Raw genomic sequence first — 20,965 nt, 5'->3', positions numbered from 1 at the left:
CCCGTATCGGACGGATGGCCCGGCCCGTCGGCCCGCTCCGCAGCGCGTCCACCGCCTTCGCTCAGTCCCCTCCGGGCGCCTGCGTCCCCTTCAGCACCCGCGCCCTGACCCATGCGAGCAGTTCCGGCGCCCGCAGTGTCGTCACCCACAGGTCGGCCGCCCCGGCGTCCTCCCCGGTCGGTCGCGCGCCCACTCCCACCACGCGCAGTCCCGCCCGCCGGGCCGACTCGACCCCCGTCAGCGAGTCCTCGACGGCGAACGCCCGCTCAGGCCGGACTCCGCACAGCCGTGCCGCCGTCGCGTAGACGTCCGGCCACGGCTTGGGGCGCACGACCTGGGAGCCGGCCGCCCCCGGGCAGCCGCCGACCGCGTCCGGCGGCATGCCGGAGGGGACGACGATGTGGTCGAAGTGCTGGAGCAGCCCCGCCCGGCCGAGGCACCCCGTCACCACCTCCAGGGGGCAGTTGCTGGCCACGGCGAGCGGCAGCCGGCCGGAGAGCAGCCGCACCAGCTCCACCGCCCCGGGCATCGTCGTCGGGTCGTCGGCGACGAGCGCGAGGAAGTGCTCGAGCAGCGCACTGCCGAGTTCCTCGGCCAGCTCCGGTTTGTGCGTCTCCTCGGCCATCAGCCGACCGCAATCGGTGTAGTGCACTCCCTTCGCGCGCTCCGCGAACCCGCGCGGGGGTGTCAGCCCGAAGGCGGCGAAAGCCCGGTTGCGGGCGTCCTGCCAGTGGCGTTCGGTGTCCATCAGTGTGCCGTCGCAGTCGAACACGGCGGCTTCGGGAGACCAGTCGAGAAGGGAATGCGCCTGCATGGTCATGGCGGCCTCGTGGAGGGAGGGGCGGTCACGCTCGAGGCGGGACTGCTCACGGCTGAGGGCTGCGGCTCCCGCGTCGGACGTGCGGAGGGCAGCTGTCTCCTCCGGGGTCCGCACGAAGGGACGGCCCACGCTCCGGGCAATCCACCTCAAACGGGAAACATCACGACGGCTACGTTATTTTCGCCGCGCCTTATAACTCAATCACTACTTCGAGTGATCGACGCAGGCGAGCGCGGGGTGTAAGTCGCAGCGAACTCCGGCGAATCCGCCGCCGTTCCGCGGTCGGCCAATCGCGCGCGGGGCCTGGCGAGTTGAGCGGCTTCCGGAAAGCGGGGCGTTGACGTCGCCGCGGTCGGCCGGCAGCCGGTTCGGCACCAGAAGCCACACCGGAATCGGCCCCGAAAACACCCGTAGGTGTTCACTTTCGAAAAAGTGCGCAGTTACAGCGCGCAGAACTCGCCAATTGCCTCCGGCGTACGCGGGCGCAATACATTCTCGGTCGTCCGAGGAATGCTGAACGAAGGTGGACGGCACGTTGCAGGAACGGGCGAAGGCGACTCGCAGATCCCTTCTGGAGGCAGCCGCCTGCCTCTTCGCCGAGCAGGGCTACGCCGCGACCAGTGTCAACGACGTGAGCGCGAGGTCCGGTCGGACCAGCGGCTCCGTCTACTTCCACTACGCCAGCAAGGAAGGGCTCGCCCTCGCGGTCGTCCGGGACCGCTTCGCCACCTGGTCCGGCCTCGCCGCACGGTACGCGAACCCCGCCGTGCCGCCCCTGGAACGCCTCGTCGTCCTCAGCTACGAGATCGGCCGCGCCCTCGCCGAGGACACGCTCACGCGCGCCGGCGCACGCCTGTGGGCCGAACGGGACACCATCGACGCCCCGCTCCCCGATCCCTTCGCCGTGTGGACCACCGCCACCACGCGTTTACTGGCCCAGGCCCGCACCGCCGGCCAGCTGACGCATCGCGTGCGTCCCGCGCCCACCGCCCGCACCCTGGTCCGCGCCTTCTTCGGTGTCTGCACCCTCACGGAAGCCCTGGAGGGCCCGCAGAGCATCACCCACCGGCTCACCGACTGGTGGCACCTGACCCTGCCCTCCCTCCAGCAGGACGCCGACCCGGCCCGCACCGTGAGGCGAGCGTGGGACGAGGTGATGAGCGAGAGGGCTCCGGAAGCCACCGCGTGACGGTCGCCCGGTACTGCGGCACCGGCACGTCGCCGCAACGCAGCACTCCGCGGCAGTCCGGGCGGGCAGGCGCGGGCACTCGCTCCCGGTTGGAGCAGCACGGGCGGGTCCCGGCACTCGCACGGTCGTCGGCGAATCGCGCTCGCACCCGGGCTGTGCCACCCTGGATGAGGCGCCCACGCACTCGCTCGGGCTGTTTCCCCGGCCATCAGTGCTCGGCGCCCGCCCGGCACCGCAGCCCCGGGCCAGACATCAAGCAATCGTCTCTTCACCTGCCCCTTCGTATGTCCGGGCCCGGCCCTGCGGCGGACCGTCACGTGAGGGGGCGGCACGGGATGTCCGGCGATGCCCGTCGTCACACGAACCGCTCGGCAGCACATGCCGGCGGTCACGCACGGGCCGTCGGCCGGCGTGAGGGAGTGCCACCATGGTCAGTGCCATCGAGGACTACGCGTTCCTCGGCGATCTGCAATCCGGTGCGCTGGTGGGACGCGACGGGTCCATCGACTGGCTGTGCCTGCCCAGATTCGACTCACCGGCGTGCTTCGCCGCGCTGCTGCACGACGAGAGCGCCGGACGGTGGCTGCTGGCACCGGCAGCGGGCGGCCCCGCCACGCGACGCAGGTACCGGGACGACACCCTGGTCCTGGAGACCGAGTGGCACACCGCGGAGGGCAGCGTACGCATCGTGGACTGCCTGCCACTGCGCCGCGAATCCGCCGACGTCGTACGTCTCGTCGAGGGCCTCGCCGGGCGGGTGCCGATGCGGATGGACCTGCGGCTGCGCCCCGACTACGGCCGTATCGTCCCGTGGGTGCACCGCGCCGGGGGCGGACTGCGGGCCGTGGCGGGCCCGGACGCGTTCTGGCTGCACACCCCGGTGGAGGTGCACGGCGAGAACATGACCACCCGGGCGGAGTTCACCGTCACGGCCGGTCAACAGGTGCCCTTCGTCCTGACGTACAAGCCGTCCCACCTCGTCACCCCGGTGAAGCCGGTCGACGCGCTGTCCGCCGTCGAGGCCACCGAACGATTCTGGCGGACCTGGACCGGCCGGTGCAGCTACCGCGGGCAGTGGGACGACGCGGTGCGGCGCTCCCTGATCACCCTCAAAGCCCTGACGTACCGGCCCACCGGGGGCATCCTCGCCGCGGCCACCACGTCGCTGCCCGAGGAACTCGGCGGCTCGCGCAACTGGGACTACCGCTACTGCTGGCTGCGCGACGCCACGTTCACGCTCCAGGCGCTCACCGGCACCGGCTACTTGGAGGAGGCGACCCGGTGGCGGGACTGGCTGCTGCGCGCCGTCGCCGGCAACCCCGCCGACCTGCAGATCATGTACGGTCTCGACGGCACATGGCGGCTGCCCGAGTACGAACTGGACTGGCTCTCGGGGTGCGAGGGCTCCTCGCCCGTCCGGGTCGGCAACGCCGCCACCCGCCAGTTCCAGCTGGACGTGTGGGGCGAGGTCCTCGAGTCCTTCTACGTGGGCCGCGAGGCCGGGATGGACGCCAGCGAGACGGCATGGAGCATGCAGCGGGCCCTGCTGGACTTCCTGGAGGGCAACTGGCGGGAACCCGACCTCAGTCTGTGGGAATTCAGGGGCGCGCCACGCCACTTCGTGCACTCGAAGGTGATGGCGTGGGCCGGTGTGGACCGGGCGGTGCGCTCGGTGCTGCACCACGGCTGCCGGGGCCCGGCGCAACACTGGGCACAACTGCGCGACCGCATCCACGCGGAGGTGTGCGAACAGGGCTATGACGCCGAGCGGAACACCTTCACCCAGTTCTACGGGTCGAAGGGGGTGGACGCCGCACTCCTGCTGCTGCCGCGCGTCGGCTTCCTGCCCTGGCGCGACCCACGGGTCCGGGGCACCGTCGACACCGTGTGCCGGGAACTGGGTCAGGACGGCTTCCTGCGGCGCTACCTTCCGGAGGCGGACGGCGGCGTGGACGGCCTGCAGGGTTCCGAGGCCACCTTCCTGGTGTGCACCTTCTGGCTCGTCGACGCGCTGCACGGGACCGGCCGCCGGCAGGAGGCCCAGGAGCTGTACGAGCGGCTGCTCGGCCTGCGCAACGACGTGGGGCTGCTCGCGGAGGAGTACGACCCGGCCACGGGCCGTCACCTCGGCAACACACCACAGGCGTTCAGCATGGTCGGCCTCGTCAACAGCGCCCTGTGGCTGAGCGGTACGACGGACATCACCGCCGTCGACGGCCGGCACTCCGGCGCCCGCTCCGGGACCGGGGTCCTCGAACCGGCCGGGCACCGCGGTCACCTGCGCCGCTGACGCGGCCGGGCCGAAAGGACATCCATGAACGACACGAGGGACATCTCCGCGCCCGGCCCCCGCGAGGCGGACGTGCTGATCATCGGCAGCGGCCCCGTCGGCTGCGCCTTCGCCCGCAAACTGGTGGACGCGGGCAGAAGCGTCCTGATGATCGACGCGGGGGCCCAGCTCTCCCGCCGTTACGGCGAACACCTCAAGAACAGCTACCTCTTCCAGAAGAACATCGACCTGTTCGTCTCCGTCATCAAGGGCAACCTGCTCCCGCTGTCGACGGCGACCAACCGGGAACCGGAACTCACGCTCGACCCGTCGGCGTTCTCCTACGACCCCGACACGTACGCCGGCTTCTCGATGCGCAACCAGAACCCGGAGCAGGGCAAGCACCTCAACCTGCCGGCGGCGGCGGCCACCTACGCGGTCGGCGGCATGGCCACCCACTGGACCTGCGCGGTGCCCCGGTTCCACCCCGAGGTGGAACGGCGGTACGGCGGGCGGGGCTACCCCATCGACGACAAGAAGATGGACGAGCTCTACGACACGGCGGAGCCCTTGCTGGCCCGCAACACCCGCGTCTTCGCCTCGTCCGCCCGGCACCTGCTGGTCAAGCGGGTACTGCAACGGGCCGGGGAGGAGTTCGCCGACGTCACCGAACTGCCCCTCGCGGTCAGCGAGCGGGCCGACTCGCCCCAGACCTCGGCGGTCACCTGGTCGGCCGCCGACACCGTCCTCGGCGAGCTGGCGGACCCCGCCCACACGCCCCCGCACGGCTCGTTCACCCTCCTGCCGGAGCACCAGTGCGTCCGGCTGGAGATCGCGGGTTCGGGCAGGAACCAGAAGGTCCAGTACGCCGTGGTGCGCGACCTGCGCGACGTACGCGAGGAGATCCGGCTGCGCGCCGAGACGTACGTGGTGGCGTGCGGTGCCGTGCCCACACCGCAGTTGCTGTTCAACTCCGGCGTCACCCTGCCCGCGCTCGGCCGCTACATGACCGAACAGCCCATGTCGTTCTGTCAGGTGGTGCTGCAACAGGAGCACGTGGACCACGTCGAGGAGATCCTGCGCGGCGCCCCGGGGGGCGACGCACCGGCCCGGGCCGCCGCCGACCGGGTCGCCCGTTACCGCGCCACCGAGCTGGCCCGTCTGCGCTCCGGCGACAAGTGCGCCGACCCGGTGCCCTTCCCGCGCACGGAGCGGGACCCGAACCTGGCGCTGCTGGTGACCGACAAACGGCCCTGGCACTGCCAGATCCACCGGGACGCCTTCACCTACGGCGCCGTGCCGCCCAACATCGACCCCCGGCTCATCGTCGACCTGCGCTGGTTCGGCATGTCCCGGCCCCGCCCGGAGAACAGGGTCACCTTCTCGCGCAGGCTCCGCGACACCTTCGACATGCCGCAGCCCACCTTCGAGTTCCGCCTCGACGGGGCCGAACGCAAGGAGACCGACCGCATGAACGAGCACATGCTGCGCACCGCCGCCGCGCTGGGCGGTTTCCTGCCCGGTTCCGAGCCCGTCTTCCTCACCCCGGGCCTGCCGCTGCACATCGCGGGCACCACCCGCATGGGCACCAGGTCGCTGGACAGCGTCGTCGACGAGTACTCCAAGGTGTGGAACATCGACAACCTGTACCTCGGCGGCAACGGTCTGCACCCCTTCGGCAACGCGTCCAACCCCACGCTCACCAGCGTGGCCATGGCCCTGCACGCGGCCGACACCATCGTCAAGGGCCACCCCGGACACTGACTCCACGATCCCTGGACCTCACCATGCAGGCACCGACCACCCCGCGCCCGGAGGGCATCCACCTGGGTATCACACCCACCTGCTGGAGCAACGACGACTTCCCGCTCATCGGCAACGACATCCCCATGGAGCAGTGCCTCAGCGAGATCGCGCTCGCCGGCTTCGAGGGCTGCAGCATCGGCCACACCTTCACCACCGACGCCGACGCGTTGGCCGCCGCGATGCACCTGCGCGGTCTCAGCGTGAGCGAACCATGGATGAGCACGTACTTCACCGTTCCCGAAGGCTGCGAGCGCACCGCCCGCGAACTGCTGAAGGTGCTGGAGTTCCTGAAGAGGCTCAACGCGGCCGGTCCTCCGGTGAAGACCGGCGTCATCGGGGTCGCCGAGTTCGGCGGAGCCGTTCATCTGCAGGCGGTCAGCCTGCGCGCCAACAAACCGGAGTTCACCGACGCGCAGTGGACCGAACTGTGCGAAGGGCTGAACAAGATCGGCGAGATCACCGCGAACCAGGGCTTCCGACTCGCCTACCACCCGCACATGGGCACCGGTGTCCAGAGCGGAGCCGACATCGACCGGCTCATGCGGCACACCGACCCGCGCCACGTCGGCCTCCTGCTGGACACCGGCCACCTCGCCTGGGCGGGTGTCGATCCGGTCGACGTCATCGAACGTCACCGGGACCGGATCGCGCACCTGCACCTGAAGAATGTCCGCGGCAGCGTCCGCGCGGACGGCGCCCTGGCCGACGGCAGCTTCCGCGAGTACGTCGAGGCGGGCATCTTCACCGTGCCCGGCGACGGCGACGGCGACGTCGACTTCGACGCCGTCCTCAAGGCCCTCCGTCCGGGCGAGTCCTACCGGGGCTGGCTGGTGGTGGAGGCCGAACAGGATCCGCACGCCGGCCATCCGCCGCTGCACTACGCCCAGTTGGCCCGTTCCTACCTGGCCCGGGTCATCGGCTGACCCACCCCGCCCCCTCCTCACCGGAAGGCATTCACATGGGCGCGAGCACTCCCCTCGGCATCCGCCTCCCCAGGTTCACCCGGGAAGTCCTGCACGACAACCTGAACGAGGGCTACTGGCTGGAGGCCCCCGACATCGACGGCGACTCCCTGCCCGATCTGTTCGGGCACGGGATGAGCCTCGGCGAGATCTACTGGTACAAGAACCCCGACTGGCGACGGCGGCTGGTCGCCGACGGCTTCCACATGCCGAACGGCGCCCACTTCGGGGACATCACCGGAAACGGCCACCCCGACATCGTCGTCAGCTACGAGCTGTACGGCGCCGGCGGGCGCATCGACGACCCCGACCCCGAGGGCGGGAAGATCGACTGGATCGAGAACACCGGCAAGTTCGACTCCGAAAAGCGCTGGGAGCGCCACTACATCGGCCGCGAGACAGCCATGCACCGGCTGCGGCTCGGCCACTTCACCCAGACCCGCACGCCGGAACTGATGGCCCTGCCGACCGTGGGGGCCCGGCACGTGCACGCCCTGGTCCCCGTCGTGCTGTTCAGCCCCGGCAGCGACGTACGCCGGCCCTGGGACGAACACGTCGTCGACGACAGCCACTTCCGCATGATCCACGGCGTGGAGACGCAGAAGAACCCGCTGCCCGGCAGCGAGCACCTCGACTCGGTCCTGCTCGCCTCCGAGGAGGGCGTGACCTGGCTCCACCACGACGAGCGCGAGCGGCGGTTCACCACCACCCACATCGGCTCCGGCGAGCTCGAGCGGTTCGAGCAGACCGGGTTCAAGGGCAGCGGCGACGTGGGTGCCGGACGGATCGGCGACGACCCGCACGCCTACGTGGTGGCCACCGAGCCCTTCCACGGCAACACCGTGGCCGCCTACGTCAAGGAACGCCCCGGCACCCCCGTGGCCGAGGCGGTCTGGCGCCGGATCGTGCTCGACGTCTTCGGCGACCCCAACGAACTCGGCGAGGGCCCCGGCCACCAGATCGTCTGCGCCGACTTCGACAACGACGGCGACGACGAGTTCCTGGTCGCCCTGCGCGGCCCCCACCCCTGGCAGGGGGTCTTCTACTACAAGTGCCTGGACGTCGCCTCCGGCACGTTCACCAAGTGGCGGATCTCCTCCGACAGCACGGCGCGCATCGCGATCGCCGACTTCAACGGCGACGGCCGCCTCGACTTCGCCACCATCGCGTACAAGGTCGACAAGTACTTCCTCGCCGAGGACGCCAAGCTCTGCCTGTTCCGCAACGACATCGCGGAAGCCGCCGGCCGGCCATGAGACGCGGCGGAGCGTGGTGGCCCTGGGCGGTCGGAGCGGCCGCCCTGGCCGCCCTGCTCACGGTGGTGGTCCTGGTGGTCGGCGAGGACGCCGAGGCGGCCGCGACGTCCCTGAGCGTCCTGCTCTCGGCCACCGTCGGCCTGCTGAGCTGGTCGTGGCACCGCTCGCGTCCCGCCGCGCCGGCCACCCGGTCCGAACTGGACCAGGCCTCCGAGGCGCTCGCCGCCATGGTGCGCCGTCAGTGGACCGAGGAGGCCGCCGCGCAGGGACTGCTGGACCCGCACCCGCTGGCCGTGCGCTGGCGCAGCGGCCAGACCGAGGCCGGCGACCACGCGCGGGTCGTCGGCCGCACCGTGGCCGGCCGCAGCGACGACATCCGTGCCTTCGCCGCGGCGTTCCGCGCACTGCCGCACCGTCGGCTGGTCGTCCTCGGCGACCCCGGTGCCGGCAAGACGACCCTTGCCATGCTCCTGGTGCGGGAACTCCTGCGCGCGCCGGAACCCGCAGAGGCCGTCCCCGTCCTGCTGGACCTCGTGCCGTGGAACCCGCGCAAGGAGCCGCTGCTGGACTGGATGGCACGCCGCATCCACGAGGACTACCCGGCGCTTCGCAACCACGAGACGTACGGCCGCGACGCGCCACGCAAACTGGTCGCCGAGGGGCGCGTCCTGCCCGTTCTGGACGGCCTCGACGAACTCCCCGCCGACCTGCGGGCCAGAGCGCTGGTGGCCGTCAACCACGCCGTCGCCGTCCACGGCCCGCTGGTCCTCACGTCACGCAGGGCCGAGTACCACCGAGTGGTCGCGGAGACCGACGTGATCACCGCCGCCGCCGTCGTCGTCGCCGAGCCGGTGGCACCGGCAGACGTGGCGGACTACCTGCGCAGCGCCGTCCCGCCCCGGCGCATTCCCTCGTGGCAGCCCGTGATCGAGGAACTCACGAACCACCCGCACAGTGCCGTCGCCCGGACGCTGTCGGTGCCGCTGAACGTCTGGCTCGCCGTCACCGTGTACTCCTCGCCGGCCGGCGACCCCGCCGACCTCATCGGGTGCACCGACGCGGACCGCCTGAGGCGCCAGCTCCTCGACGCGCTGGTCCCCGCGCTGTTCTCCGTGGAACCGACCGGGTCGGACGCCTCGGTCCCCGAGGCGCGCCGCACCGCCGCCTCCCGCCGGAGCCCCGAGGACGCCCGGACGGCGCTGGCCTTCCTCGCCCGTCACATCAAACGCGAGGGCACCGATGACATCGCCTGGTGGAACCTGCACCGGGCGCTTCGCCCGAACCCGGCGGGCCCGCTGTCCGCACCACTGGCCGGAGCGATGGTCGGGCTGGGTGCGGGAGGTGTGACGGGAGAGTACCTGCACTGGGCGTTCTCACCGCTTGCGCGGCTGGTCTGCTTCCTGACCGTCACGCTCGCCACGGCCGTTGCCGCCACGGTGGTGATCCGGCTCGCCTGGGTCACCGACCGGACGGAACCCGCACGGCCGCCGCCCGGATCCCCGACGGGCGGCCGGGGACGATGGCACGGCCTCACGGATGCCGCGCGTCGCCTGGGGGCCGGGTGCCTCGTCGTCCTGCCGCTGTCCGCCGGGGTGGGGGCGGTGATCGAGCACTGGTCGGCGGCGATCGCACCGGCGGCGAAGGCCCTGCGCAGGTGGGAGGTCGCGCCGTACACCGGGCTGCGGGCGGGAGCCGCTTGGGCCCTGTTCATGGTGCTCCTGGCCCTCGGCGCGCTCGGCGTCTCACTGCTGCGCCGGTGGGCCCCCCGGTATCCGGGCGCCGGGCGCCGCGGCGCCCGCCTGCGCAGGATCCTCGCGTTCGTCCTGCTCCACTGGCTGGGCGCCGCACTCGCCGGCGCCCTGTCGTTGCTGGCCATCCGGCAGAAGGCCGGACGCTCCGTCATGAACGTCTCGTTCATCGACCTGTCCACGGACCTGACCGTCGTCTGCCAGGACGCGGCGTACCACTCCTGCATCTTCCTCCTGATCGTGGCCATCATGGCGGGCCTCGATCCGACCACCGGCTCCTCCCGCCCGACCCGTCTGGACTTCCGGGCCCCGAAGCGTCTGCTGTGGACCATGCTTCCCGCCTGCCTGGGAAGGGGGATGCTCCTGGGCGTCGTCCTGGGAGGGTTCCTGTCCTTCGTGGAGACCTGGAGCGTCGATCTGTCCCTGTGGGAGAGGTTCGTCATGACCGCCACCCTCGGGGTCTTCTTCGGCGTCCTGTTCGGGGCCGGGCTGGCGGTCCTGCGCTGGGCTCATGTTCCCGCCGACCTGGAGCAGGAGACTCCGCAGTCCACTCTTCGGGGCGCCCGCACCGTCGCCGCCGCGCTCATGGCGTTCACGATCGTGCCCTTCCTCGCCAAGTGGATCATCACGGTCCTGACGGACCTGGCGGAGAGCGACGACCAGACCGTACAGATCCTCGCCTACTCGCTGCGCACTCCGGAGGCGAACCTGTCCCTGGGACTCGCGGCCGGGCTCCTGGCCGTGTCGAGCACCGCCTACTTCGCCTACTGGGAGAGCAGCCTGCGGCTCGCCGCGACACGACGGCTGCCGCGTCACCCGGTGGCGTTCATGGAGGAGGCGCGGCTGCTCCATGTGCTCCGGCGGGTCGGTCCCGTGTACCAGTTCTGCCACTCCGAGTTCAGGGACCACCTCGTCAGCGGCGTGGTCGCGCGGGACGAGCCGGAGCGGTCCCGCACCGCACGGGTGTGACCCCTGGCGCGGTACCCGAGCGCCCCGCACCGTGCCACGGATGCCGCCGTGGGGAACCCCGTTCCCGCGCACGACCGCCGCGTCACGGGGACGGCTCCCGTCCGGCCGCCTCCGTCCGACGCTGCGCGCACTGCACGTCCACCACCGCCGCGGCCGTGTGGGCCCGCTGGACGTCGGCGCCGAACGCGCCGCTGCGCAGCATGGGCCAGTTCTCGGCGAAACGGGCCTGCACCCGCGTGGCGACGCGGAGCCGTCCTTCGGCGTCCCAGCGGTCCGCGAGCGTGAACTCGCCCTCCGTCGCCGGGGGCTGCGACAGGTCGGCCTGCAGGAGCGCGGTCAGGTATTCGAAGGCGTCGAACGCGTCGGAGATCGCGTGGTCGCTGTCGGCGGCCGGTTCGGCGAGCACGTCCCGCACCTGTGCACGCAGCCAGGTGCTGTGCGCGGCCTGAACGAGTGAGGGCGGGTACGGGGCGTTCAGGTACGCGTTGACGCGTTCGCCCCCGCCGAGCACGTCGCCGGTCCGCAGGGCCAGTACGGCGGGCTCTGGCTCGGCGGCGGTCCGGCGGGAACCGGGCCGGGGGGCAGCGGGGTGCGCCAGGACCGGCTCCAGCAGCAGTCGGCCGAGCAGTTCGTCCCGGCCGGCCAGTACGGCGGCGGTGCCGGCGGCGGCCAGGGCGAGCAGGGCGGGGTAGAGGTGCGGCGCATCGCCGGCCTGCTCGTCTCCGCCGCCGCGCCGTACGTTCAGCAGCCGTTGCAGCGCACGCACCCATACCCGGGTGTGGGCCCCCTCCTCGTCGTGGAAGGCTCCCACGCTCAGCAGATGCAGCAGCGTGTCGCAGTCCCGCCGGCAGCGGTCGAGCCGCTCCCGGTACGTCGTCCCCGCCTCCCCGGCCTGCTCGCCGGGCCGGTACCGGCCGCCGTCGGAGAGCCGTTCCACCACCCGCATCGCCTCGGCGTCCACGAGTTCGTGCAGTTCGATGCGGCGCACCGGGTCCGGCAGCGCCCGTTTGAGGCGGGCCACCGACAGCTCGCGGGCCGGCGCGGGCTCCGCCAGGCGTTCCAGGGCCTCGACCCGTGCCAGCAGACCGGGAAAGAGCTGCTTGGCCGTCAGCCCCCGGATCACCACGGCGCCGTGCCGGGCGACGAGTTCCGCGGCACGGCCCGTCGGCCCTCGCCGCGCGCACCAGAAGACGGGGTAGCGGCGCGTGGCGCGGCGCTGGAAACAGGAGACCAGCGCGTGGTCCCACTCGGCGGACCAGCCGCACACGATCAGCCCGTACTCGTCCAGCACCTGATCCACCAGCCCGGCCCAGGCGTCCGGGTACCTCTCCAGCTCACGTTCGGTGTTGCGGGCCTCCAGGTCGTTCAGGTCGCCGTGCAGTTTGACGACCGTGGCACGGGCGTGCGCCAGCGGCGTCATCCCGAGGAGACCGGGAGGCCCGTGGACGACCTGCGGCTGGACTCCCTCCGCTTCCAGCGCCTGCTCGACGAGACGGTCGAAGTTCGTGGTGAGCACCACGCGTACCCAACCGCGCGCCACCAGCCGGGCCACCGCCCGATGCGCCGCTCCCGGCTGCTTCAGCCCGTGCTGCCGGTCCTCGTCGCCGGGCTCGAAGTAGCCGCGCAGCAGCTTGTGCCGGGCGGCGGGAGTGTCACCCAGCGCCTCCAGCAGGGCGGAGTAGCCGAGTGGCCCGCCGTCGCCGTGGCGGGCCCACCAGGACTCCGGGTCGGCGGCGGCCAGTTCCTCGTCCGCGCCTCGCGCGACGGCGGCCCGGCGCACCAGATCCGTGACGATCCCCCATCCCGTGGGCACACCGACATCCCGCGACATGCCCGCACCGAGCAGCAGCGCGTACACTCCGGGCCCGCTGTGCACGCCCATGGCGAGTGACACCAGGGGATCGAGGCCGCGCATCGCCGACGCGGCGCCCGGCCTGTCGTGGCGCTCCGTCATGCTTTCACTGTGCGTCGACGCACCGGGGCACGCCTCCCGGAGCACGCACGCGCCGCCACCTGCCCGGCGTGCGCCGCACCGCTCTCGCGGGCCCTTGGGCACGCACGCGGTGGGTACGCGCCGCGGGGCCTCCCGCCGACCGCCCGACGACGCCGCAGTCGCGGGCCCGGACGCCCGCGCGCCGCTGCGAGGCGCCCGTCCGGTGACCCCGAGCAGGTCGGACGCGCGGCGGCGGCAGGACGGCCCGGGAAGCGAGGCCCCGCCTGCCCGCGGTGCTCGCGCGGGGAACGGTGCGGCGCGGACGTCGGATCGGCCCGGGACCCGCGTCCGAACAGGTCGCCTTCGGCGCACTCGTGCGCCGGGACGGGGCACGCGAGGAATGCTTCCGGCATGACCCATCGCGCAATGCTCCGCCGGGCGGCCGTGACGGCGATCTCGGTCGTGGCCCTCGCCGCGGCGTGCACCGCCCGCCCGTCCACCGCGGGAACCGGACGCGCAGCGGCCGGGTCCGCGGGCGCCGCCGCAGCCGTGGCCGCCGCCGGTGAGACGGTACGCACGGACGCGGGCCTGGTCCGCGGCGCCCGCTCGGGCCCTTACCGCATCTTCCGGGGCATCCCCTACGCGGGAGCCCCCAAGGGACGCCACCGGTGGGCCCCGCCCCGCCCGGTCACGCCGTGGAAGGGGATCAGGGACGCGACCAAGCCGGGTCCGCTGTGCCCACAGGTGCCCTCGCAGTACGCGCCGATCTCCAGCACCGAGGAGGACTGCCTGGTCCTGAACGTCACGACGCCGCCCGCCACGGACCGCCGCCGGCACCTGCCCGTGCTCGTGTGGATCCACGGCGACGGCTCCGTGGGCGGCGGCTCCCTGTTCGACGGGCGCCGCCTGGCCGGGCAGGGCCTGGTGGTCGTCACCCTCAACTACCGTCTCGGCGTCTTCGGCGGTCTCGCCCTGCCGGGCCTCGACGGGGCCGGCACCTTCGGTCTGCAGGACCAGCGGGCGGCCCTGACATGGGTGCGGAAAAACGTGAGGGCCTTCGGCGGCGACCCGGGCAACGTCACTGTCGCCGGGGTGTCGTTCGGTGCGTCCGCGATCGCCGCGCATCTGACGTCACCCGCGTCCAAGGGCCTGTTCCACCGGGCCGTCATGGCCAGCGGCGAGGCCGTGATGGACATGCCCGCCGGTGCCATGGGACCGGACGTGCCGGGATACCCGTGGTACGTCTGGCGCAGCGGGCGGGAGGCGGAGGCCATCACGACGGAAATGATCTCGCCGCTCGGCTGCCGTCACCGCGACCCCCGGCGCACGCTCGCCTGTCTGCGTGCGCTGCCGGTGAAGAAGATCCTGGAAGTGCCCCACATCATGAACGCCTTCCAGTTCTTCGGATACGGCAACGCCACCCTGCCCGAACTGCCGCCCGACGCCCTGCGCGCCGGACGGTTCCATACCGTGCCCATGCTGTCGGGCGCGACCCGGGACGAGCACCGCGTGATCGTCGGGATGCTCTACGACGCCGTGGGCAAACCCTTCACCGAGGCCGACTACGGCCGCGCCCTTCGCACCGCGTTCGGCGAGGAGGCCGCCCCGCGGGTACGGGCCGAATACCCCGTGTCCGCCTTCGGCTCCCCCGCCCTGGCCTGGTCCGCGGTGATCACCGACCGGATGTGGGCGCGCGGCACCCACGCGCAGCACCAGGCACTCGCACGTCACGTACCGGTGTACGCGTACGAGTTCGCCGACCGCGACGCGCCGATGTTCCTGCCGTTGCCGGGCGCCTTCGACTTCGGCGCCTTCCACTCCGGCGACATCCCGTACCTCTTCGAGGACCCGGTGGCCGAGCCGCTGTTCACCCCGGCGCAGCGCCGCCTGTCGGCCACGATGACCGGCTACTGGGCCGCGTTCGCCCGCACCGGCGCGCCGCGGGGCGCCGGACTTCCCGCCTGGCGCGCCTACCGCCCGGAACGGGCCGGCCCGCCGTACACGCAGTCGCTCGCGCCGCAGCGGATCGGGCCCGTCGACTACTTCCGTGAACACAATCTCGGGTTCTGGAGCCGCATGCCCTGACAAGGCGACGGGCACCCTTACCAGCCGGCCCGGTCTGGACTCCGGAGCTGTCCCCGCCCCCGTTCCGGAGGCCACCGCCATGGGCGCACCCGGCCCGCCCCGGCAGAGCGTGAGGCCATGAAGGCAACACTGCCACCGCGGACTGCGCACAACCCGCGAAGCCCCGCCGACCGTACCCATTGAGCCGCCCCGGGGCGCGCCGCCCCAGCCTGCCGAGTCCCCGGCAGCAGCGCCCCACTCCGCTCCGCCCTGCTGCGGACAGCCCGTCCGCCCGTGGGGGCCCGGCCTCTGCAGGCCGGGCCCCACGACGAAGCGTGCGTGCGGGTCACGTCACCATCGGTACCAGCGGCTTCGTCCCCCTCCGGCGGAGGTGGAGCGGGCGACGAAGCCGAGCAGCCACAGCACCAGGACGGCGAGTGCGATCCACCACAGGATTTTGACGGCGAAACCGGCGCCGAAAAGGATCACAGCGAGGAGCAGAACAAGAAGCAGGGGAATCATAGGTGTCAACCTCCTGGGCGCTCTTGTGTCCCACGATTCGACCGCGCATTCTTCGACAGCGCGTTGTTTGTCGAGGAAAACTGAGGGCAGTCGTCGGTCACAGTCACCGCGAAAGCGGGACAGAACCCTACAGGAGGCGTGTTCCATGACTGCCGGTGAGAAGGCCAAGGCCATGGCCGAGCAGGCGAAGGGCAAGGCCAAGAAGACGTTGGGCAGGACGACCGGCGATGACCGCATGCTTGCGGAAGGGCAGGTCGAGAAGAGCACGGGTGATGCCCGAGCAGCGAAGGAAAAGACCAAGGACGCTTTCAAGCGCTGACGTCGCTTCTCTGCTTTTTTCTGGAAAGGGCCCTTCCGAGCGGGAGGGCCCTTCCGCGGTTCAGCGCCGCGAGAGGCATCCCTGGCCGACGGTCGGCATCGAGCCGTCGCGAAAGCCCATGTCACCGCGGCTTTCGACGGCCGGGGCACAACCGCGGTCCCTCCGCGTCGGCAGTCCGGACACCGGGGCTGCGGAGGCAGGACGACCGTCACGTGGCACGGCAGGGCGTCGTCGGGGCGGACGGCCGGGCCGCCGCCGAGGTCGTCCGGCAGGGCAGGGCGGTGCGGTGATGCGTTCGCCGGCCCGCCCGCGCGCGGCAACCCGGGACGCTCGTCCGGCCCAACCCTGATGGCAGAGCCGCCCGTGCTCGGCAACGGTGGGATGTGTCCACCATTCCTGCCGCCCTGCCCGCCCCCTTCCGAAGGAGCACCGTCATGTCCGAACGCAACACGCTCATCCGCAGCCTGCACGACGTGGGTCTGGCAGCCTGGTTCGGCGGTTCGCTGATGGGCGCGGTGGGCCTCAACGGCGCCGCCAGGGAGGAGGGCGGAACCGAGGCCACCAGGGACCGCATCTCTTCCGCGGGTTGGGCCAAGTGGACGCCCGTCAACGCGGCCGCAATCGGCGCGCACCTCTTCGGTGGCGGCGGGCTGCTCGCGGTGAACGCGCACCGCGTCGCCACCCAGCAGGGCGTGGCGGCGTCCACCGTGGCCAAGACCGTCGTCACCGCCGCGGCTCTGGCCGCCACCGCCTACGCCCGGGTCCTGGGCAAGAAGGTCGAGCTGGCTTCCTCCTCCGACCCGGTCGACGCCGAGAAGGCACAGAAGCACCCTGTCGACCTGGACAAGGCACGCCGTCAGCTGGCCTGCGCGCAGTGGGCGGTGCCGGCGCTGACCGGATGCCTGGTCGTCCTCAACGCCCTGCACGGCGAACAGCAGCGCCCCGTCGAGCAGGTTCCCGGCATGTGGGAGCGGGTCCGCTCCGCGACCCACCTCACGTCGTAAGAAGTCCGCGGCAACGAACCGGTCGGCGCCAGCGGCCGTTGCGGGACGCACGGTCGCGCTCCCCCGCATCTCCACGATGGCCGGGGGCACTCGGGAACCGCATGACGGACCGGGCAGCCGGCCGCCCTCCAGGCCAGAACAGGGAGTTCCCATGTCCACGCACGCACGCGCCCCCCGCCCCGCACGGACTCCGGTCCAGCAGGCCGCACTGATCGTGGGGGTCGTCTTCCTCCTGGTCGGCGTTCTCGGCTTCATCCCGGGGATCACCACCCACTACGACACCATGGAGTTCGCCGCCCACCACTCCGAGGCCAAGCTCCTGGGGATCTTCCAGGTCTCCATCCTTCACAACCTCGTCCACCTGGCCTTCGGCCTCGCCGGACTGGCACTGTCACGCACCGCAGCGCACGCGCGGCTCTACCTCCTCGCCGGCGGCGCCGTCTACCTGGTGCTGTGGCTGTACGGGCTGGTCATCGACCACGACAGCGCCGCGAACTTCGTCCCCGTCAACACCGCCGACAACTGGCTCCACCTGCTGCTCGGCCTCGGCATGATCGCACTGGGCGTCCTGCTCACCCGCGGTCGCAGCACGGCACGGACTCCGTGACCGCGCAGAAACGCTTCTGACCGCCAGCCCCGCCGGCCGACGACCGACCCGTGTGCACGCCCGGTCCACAGGGGTCGGCCGTCGTGCAGGCGGGGCCGTCGGCACCGGTGCCGCTCGGCGCCGCTCATGGTGAGCCGGGCCCGGACACAGGGACCGCCGTCGACCGACGAGGCGCCACTGCAGAGGCCGGGCGGCTGTCGGACGGAGTCCACGGCAGTAGTACACACGCCCGAACAAGGACTGGTGAGCAGCTCAGCGCACCAGCCCCGACTCCCACGCCCACGTCGCGATCTTCACACGGTTGCGGACATGCACCCGGAAGGGCAGACCGACTCGGGCGCCGAGGAAACACCCCCGGAAGAGGACTCGACGTGACGGCCTCGGTCCCCCGACGGTTGTCACCCGCCTTGGAGGCGAGGACGGCATCCTGGCGCGGGGACCGGTGCCCAGGGCGACCGCGGCCCGACCGCCCTGGGCACGCCCGCGTACGTCTAGGCCCGGATCCCGGCGTCCCCCGCGGTCGAGGGCTCTCGCTCGCCTGCACCCGTCGAATCCGCTGACCGAGAGGCGGCTGCCCCTCGCACCGCCGCGTATGGCCCCGGCCCTCGACAAGAGCCGGAGGCTTCCTCGGACCCCCTCGGGAACCCCGACGGGCGTGCGCACGACGGAAGCGGGGCACTCGAGACGCATTGATCGGACTCCGCTCCGGGGGCCGGTTCCCGAGTCGGCGGGGACGGTCGCTCGGGACGGCAAGGGAGCATGGTGACTGTGCGCATCAGGGCGGGGAACGCCTCTCGCAAGCCGCACGGGGAGAGCGGGCGCCCCGCACCGACCGTACGGTACGCATCGGAGCGGCGGTGGCCCCGATGACGGCCGAGGTGATGAAGGCGGTACGGCTGATCGCCGAAGCCTCAGCGGACGCGCCTGACGAAGACGTTCCGCTGCGGGTGTGCGCGGCGGTGTGCGAAGGGTTCGGCGTGGACGGAGCCACCTTGTCGTTGCTCACCGACACCCCTTCCCGCCAGTTGCTCGCCGCGTCGGGCGAGGCCGCCCTTGTGCTGGAGGAGATCCAGTTCACTGTGCTGGAGGGGCCCTGCATCACTGCCGCGCAGACCGGCGACCCGCTGGCCGTGGACGACCTGCGGCACGAGCTGACGCCCTGGCCTCTGTTCGGGGCGATGACTCGCGAGAGGCTGCCAGAGGTGGCCTCGGTGTACGCACTCCCCCTGTTCTTCGGCGACTACGTCCTCGGGTCGGTCGACCTGCTGGCGACGCGTCCGCGCGCCCTCGGGGAGGATGCCCTGGAGCAGGCGTCCCACGTGGCCGACGCGGTGACGGCAGCGCTCCTGCCGACCCGCGAGATGCTTCTCACGGGGAACAACGTCCCGGAGTGGGAACCGAAGCCGGTGATCCGCGCCCACTGGTTCGACACCTGGCGCGCCGTCGGGGCCTTGGCGGCCCTCCGGAGAATCAGCCCGGAGGACGCCCTCGCCCTCATGCGCGCCGAGTCCTTCCGCACCGGCAGGTCATTGCCGGACATCACCACGGACATCCTGCGCGACCCGCCGGGCACGCCGTAGCCGCGCGGTTCGGACCACCTGCTCAGGCGTCCGTCGGCACGTCGTCCGCTTGGACAGCTGTCAGGGGACAGCAGCGGAAAGCGCCGTGAGCCCTCACCGTGGTCACGGATGCGGTTCCGGACGAAACACCGGCGAGGACATCCCCCTCGACGGCGCGTACCGGATCTGCCGTCTGTCGGCCCAGCTGTGTGCAGGCTCGCCGGCGACCGAGAGCCTGATCGGGTCGCGGCTCGCGATCGGCCTCCTCACTCAGCCCGAGGATCTGGTGGAACGCCGCTCACGCCCCGGCGCGCGAGCTCGCGCCACCCGCCGACCGGTGCGAGCACATGTCGGCGGTGCCGACGAGCCGGGCCGTGGGTCGCTGTGGGGCACGGGACCGTGGCCGCGAGAAGGGGTGACGGTCGGCCGTCGCGTCGTCCGGGCGGGTGACGACGAGGACGGACGGGCGGGGCCGCCGGCGGCTCAGGCGGTGTCTCCCTGCTGGTCGCCGCCCTGGGCGCCGTCGAGGCCGGTCTGCGAGTCCGTCCCCGTGTGCCGTCAGGATCGGCCCAGGTCTGCGCTTCCGCGCCGTGCGCGGAAGCGACGGTCCCCGGTGCCCGCTGCCTAGGGCGTCTGCGATCCTGACCAGGCTCGTGCCTTCTCTTCCTCCGCGGTGTTCCTGAGTGCTCCGGTGAAGTAGTCGGCGTCCTTGGGGCGCCTGCGCGCGAGCCTCAGTGTGCGGGGCGCGGGTTCGAGATGCGGGATGTGCTTGGAGCAGTGCACGTAGGCCTCATGGACGGTGATCAGCGTCCACAGTACGGGTTTGCGCCCGGGGGCGGTGTCCTCGGGTATCCCGGCATGGGCGCTACGCAGGCCGGCGTCGGTGACGAGCCGGGCGGCGCCGTTGACGTGCAGTCCGATGTGGTCGTGGGTGAAGTCCACGAAGAGCAGGCCCACGTGCGGGTTCTCGGTGATGTTGCCGGCGCTGGCCATGACGCCGTTGCCCCGGTACTCGGGGTAGGCGAGGGTGAGGTCGTCGAGGACGACGACGAAACCGGGGGGACCGGCGCGGAAGGTGGCGTCGCAGTGGCCCCGCGCGTCGGCGGTGGAGAGGAAGACCATGGATTGGCGCCGGATGAAGTCGCGCATGGCCTCGGTGAGATGAGGGCGCACTTGCAGGTCGTAGAAGTCGTCGGCGCGTTCGCTGGTGCCCAGCTGGGCCTGGAGTCGACGCTCGCCGTGCGAGGGGGTCGTGCCGTGGTGTGTCACAGAAGGGTGTCTTCCTCTTCGTATCGGGCCGCGACGAGGGGGGCGGTGAGGACGGGGGTGTCGATCGGGTCGTGGTGGGTGCGGGCCGACGGCATGACGTGGCGTCGGGGCCTGGTCACGGCTGTGGTGACCATGGCGAGCGGGCCGCACAAGAGAGCTGCGTGCCGGTCCCAGGGGCCCCGGTTCCCGCACCCGCGGGTAACGCGAGAAGAGAAGGGCGCAGACGGAGACCGTCGGATCCGACGCCCACGGCCCCGACCGTGGCCGAACTCGTACGCACCAGCGAGATCTCCCGGGCCGACAGCGGCTCGGGCATCATCGCGCACCCCCGCGCGACGGCGGCCGGCTGAACGACCAGGTGCGCGCGGAGGGCGTGCGGGAGCACCGAGGGATCGCGAAGGAGGAGGGAGCCGCCGGACGGATCCGACACGCGGCCACAGTAACGAGTCGCAAATGTGAGGACATTCCGTTTTCGGGCAGAGGTCGAATCGGCGCAGGCGCGATCCGCGGACAATACATGGCGCGCGCTGGACTTTACAGCTCGCAGAGGCAACGCGCGCCCTGCTCTCGTCAGTTACCCCACCGGATGCCGATGAAGCGATCGGGGGGGGCGGTCGCTGCGGGCAGTGGACCGTCACCGCCAGGGGGCAACCGGCGGAACGCGGGTGT

General features: G+C 72.0%; 16 protein-coding genes. 11 read left to right on the top strand and 5 right to left on the bottom strand.

All coding sequences use genetic code 11. The features are described 5' to 3' along the window. Positions 1 to 61: 61 nt before the first annotated feature. Positions 62 to 820 carry an HAD family phosphatase gene (locus tag ABZY13_RS10240; RefSeq protein WP_356628782.1) on the bottom strand — a complete coding sequence of 253 codons (759 nt, stop codon included), beginning with the start codon at positions 818 to 820 and terminating at the stop codon, positions 62 to 64. Between the two features lie 523 nt (positions 821 to 1,343). Between ABZY13_RS10240 and ABZY13_RS10235 the strand changes: the two genes are divergently transcribed. From ABZY13_RS10235 to ABZY13_RS10210, 6 genes are all read left to right on the top strand, one after another. Continuing rightward, positions 1,344 to 2,009: a ScbR family autoregulator-binding transcription factor gene (locus tag ABZY13_RS10235; RefSeq protein ID WP_356628780.1), complete on the top strand. Its 666-nt coding sequence runs from the start codon at positions 1,344 to 1,346 to the stop codon at positions 2,007 to 2,009. 427 nt (positions 2,010 to 2,436) lie between these two features. Next, complete coding sequence (locus ABZY13_RS10230) at positions 2,437 to 4,299, top strand: glycoside hydrolase family 15 protein (RefSeq protein WP_356628778.1); 1,863 nt, start codon at positions 2,437 to 2,439, stop codon at positions 4,297 to 4,299. Between the two features lie 24 nt (positions 4,300 to 4,323). Continuing rightward, complete coding sequence (locus tag ABZY13_RS10225) at positions 4,324 to 6,042, top strand: pyranose oxidase (protein ID WP_356628776.1); 1,719 nt, start codon at positions 4,324 to 4,326, stop codon at positions 6,040 to 6,042. A gap of 23 nt (positions 6,043 to 6,065) precedes the next feature. Continuing rightward, entirely contained in the window at positions 6,066 to 7,007 is a 942-nt protein-coding gene (iolE, locus tag ABZY13_RS10220) for a myo-inosose-2 dehydratase (RefSeq protein ID WP_356628774.1), read from the top strand. A gap of 35 nt (positions 7,008 to 7,042) precedes the next feature. Beyond that, positions 7,043 to 8,302: a VCBS repeat-containing protein gene (locus ABZY13_RS10215; protein WP_356628772.1), complete on the top strand. Its 1,260-nt coding sequence runs from the start codon at positions 7,043 to 7,045 to the stop codon at positions 8,300 to 8,302. Beyond that, on the top strand, positions 8,299 to 11,019 hold the full coding sequence (locus ABZY13_RS10210; protein WP_356628770.1) for an NACHT domain-containing protein: 2,721 nt from the start codon (positions 8,299 to 8,301) through the stop codon (positions 11,017 to 11,019). The genes ABZY13_RS10215 and ABZY13_RS10210 overlap by 4 nt, the downstream gene beginning before the upstream one ends. 82 nt (positions 11,020 to 11,101) lie before the next feature. Here ABZY13_RS10210 and ABZY13_RS10205 read toward each other — a convergent pair whose 3' ends face one another. Further along, positions 11,102 to 12,973 carry an SIR2 family protein gene (locus ABZY13_RS10205; RefSeq protein ID WP_356628768.1) on the bottom strand — a complete coding sequence of 624 codons (1,872 nt, stop codon included), beginning with the start codon at positions 12,971 to 12,973 and terminating at the stop codon, positions 11,102 to 11,104. A gap of 390 nt (positions 12,974 to 13,363) precedes the next feature. On the opposite strand from ABZY13_RS10205, the gene ABZY13_RS10200 reads away from it, so the two are divergent. Further along, positions 13,364 to 15,037, top strand: coding sequence for a carboxylesterase family protein (locus ABZY13_RS10200; RefSeq protein ID WP_356628766.1), 1,674 nt, complete (start codon positions 13,364 to 13,366; stop codon positions 15,035 to 15,037). Positions 15,038 to 15,367: 330 nt separating this feature from the next. Here ABZY13_RS10200 and ABZY13_RS10195 read toward each other — a convergent pair whose 3' ends face one another. Beyond that, entirely contained in the window at positions 15,368 to 15,538 is a 171-nt protein-coding gene (locus tag ABZY13_RS10195) for a hydrophobic protein (RefSeq protein ID WP_356628764.1), read from the bottom strand. 145 nt (positions 15,539 to 15,683) lie between these two features. Here ABZY13_RS10195 and ABZY13_RS10190 point away from each other — a divergent pair, with 145 nt between their 5' ends. The 4 genes from ABZY13_RS10190 to ABZY13_RS10175 all read left to right on the top strand — a co-directional run bounded on the left by ABZY13_RS10190 (position 15,684) and on the right by ABZY13_RS10175 (position 19,048). Continuing rightward, complete coding sequence (locus ABZY13_RS10190) at positions 15,684 to 15,857, top strand: CsbD family protein (RefSeq protein WP_356628762.1); 174 nt, start codon at positions 15,684 to 15,686, stop codon at positions 15,855 to 15,857. Positions 15,858 to 16,291: 434 nt separating this feature from the next. Further along, positions 16,292 to 16,861, top strand: coding sequence for a hypothetical protein (locus tag ABZY13_RS10185; protein WP_356628760.1), 570 nt, complete (start codon positions 16,292 to 16,294; stop codon positions 16,859 to 16,861). Between the two features lie 151 nt (positions 16,862 to 17,012). Beyond that, positions 17,013 to 17,468, top strand: a complete 456-nt coding sequence (locus tag ABZY13_RS10180) for a DUF4383 domain-containing protein (RefSeq protein ID WP_356628758.1) — start codon at positions 17,013 to 17,015, stop codon at positions 17,466 to 17,468. Between the two features lie 866 nt (positions 17,469 to 18,334). Then, positions 18,335 to 19,048 (top strand): GAF and ANTAR domain-containing protein, encoded by a 714-nt coding sequence (locus ABZY13_RS10175; RefSeq protein ID WP_356628840.1) that lies wholly within the window; start codon positions 18,335 to 18,337, stop codon positions 19,046 to 19,048. Between the two features lie 603 nt (positions 19,049 to 19,651). Here ABZY13_RS10175 and ABZY13_RS10170 read toward each other — a convergent pair. Then, positions 19,652 to 20,296: a pyridoxamine 5'-phosphate oxidase family protein gene (locus tag ABZY13_RS10170; RefSeq protein WP_356628756.1), complete on the bottom strand. Its 645-nt coding sequence runs from the start codon at positions 20,294 to 20,296 to the stop codon at positions 19,652 to 19,654. Beyond that, positions 20,293 to 20,415: a hypothetical protein gene (locus ABZY13_RS10165; RefSeq protein WP_356628754.1), complete on the bottom strand. Its 123-nt coding sequence runs from the start codon at positions 20,413 to 20,415 to the stop codon at positions 20,293 to 20,295. Before ABZY13_RS10165 ends, ABZY13_RS10170 begins: the two co-directional genes overlap by 4 nt. Positions 20,416 to 20,965 lie beyond the last annotated feature (550 nt).

The sequence above is a fragment of the Streptomyces sp. NPDC006610 genome (assembly GCF_040611575.1).
GTDB lineage: Bacteria > Actinomycetota > Actinomycetes > Streptomycetales > Streptomycetaceae > Streptomyces.
Note: the sequence above shows the minus strand (reverse complement) of the source record. Positions and strands in the feature narration are given on the sequence as shown.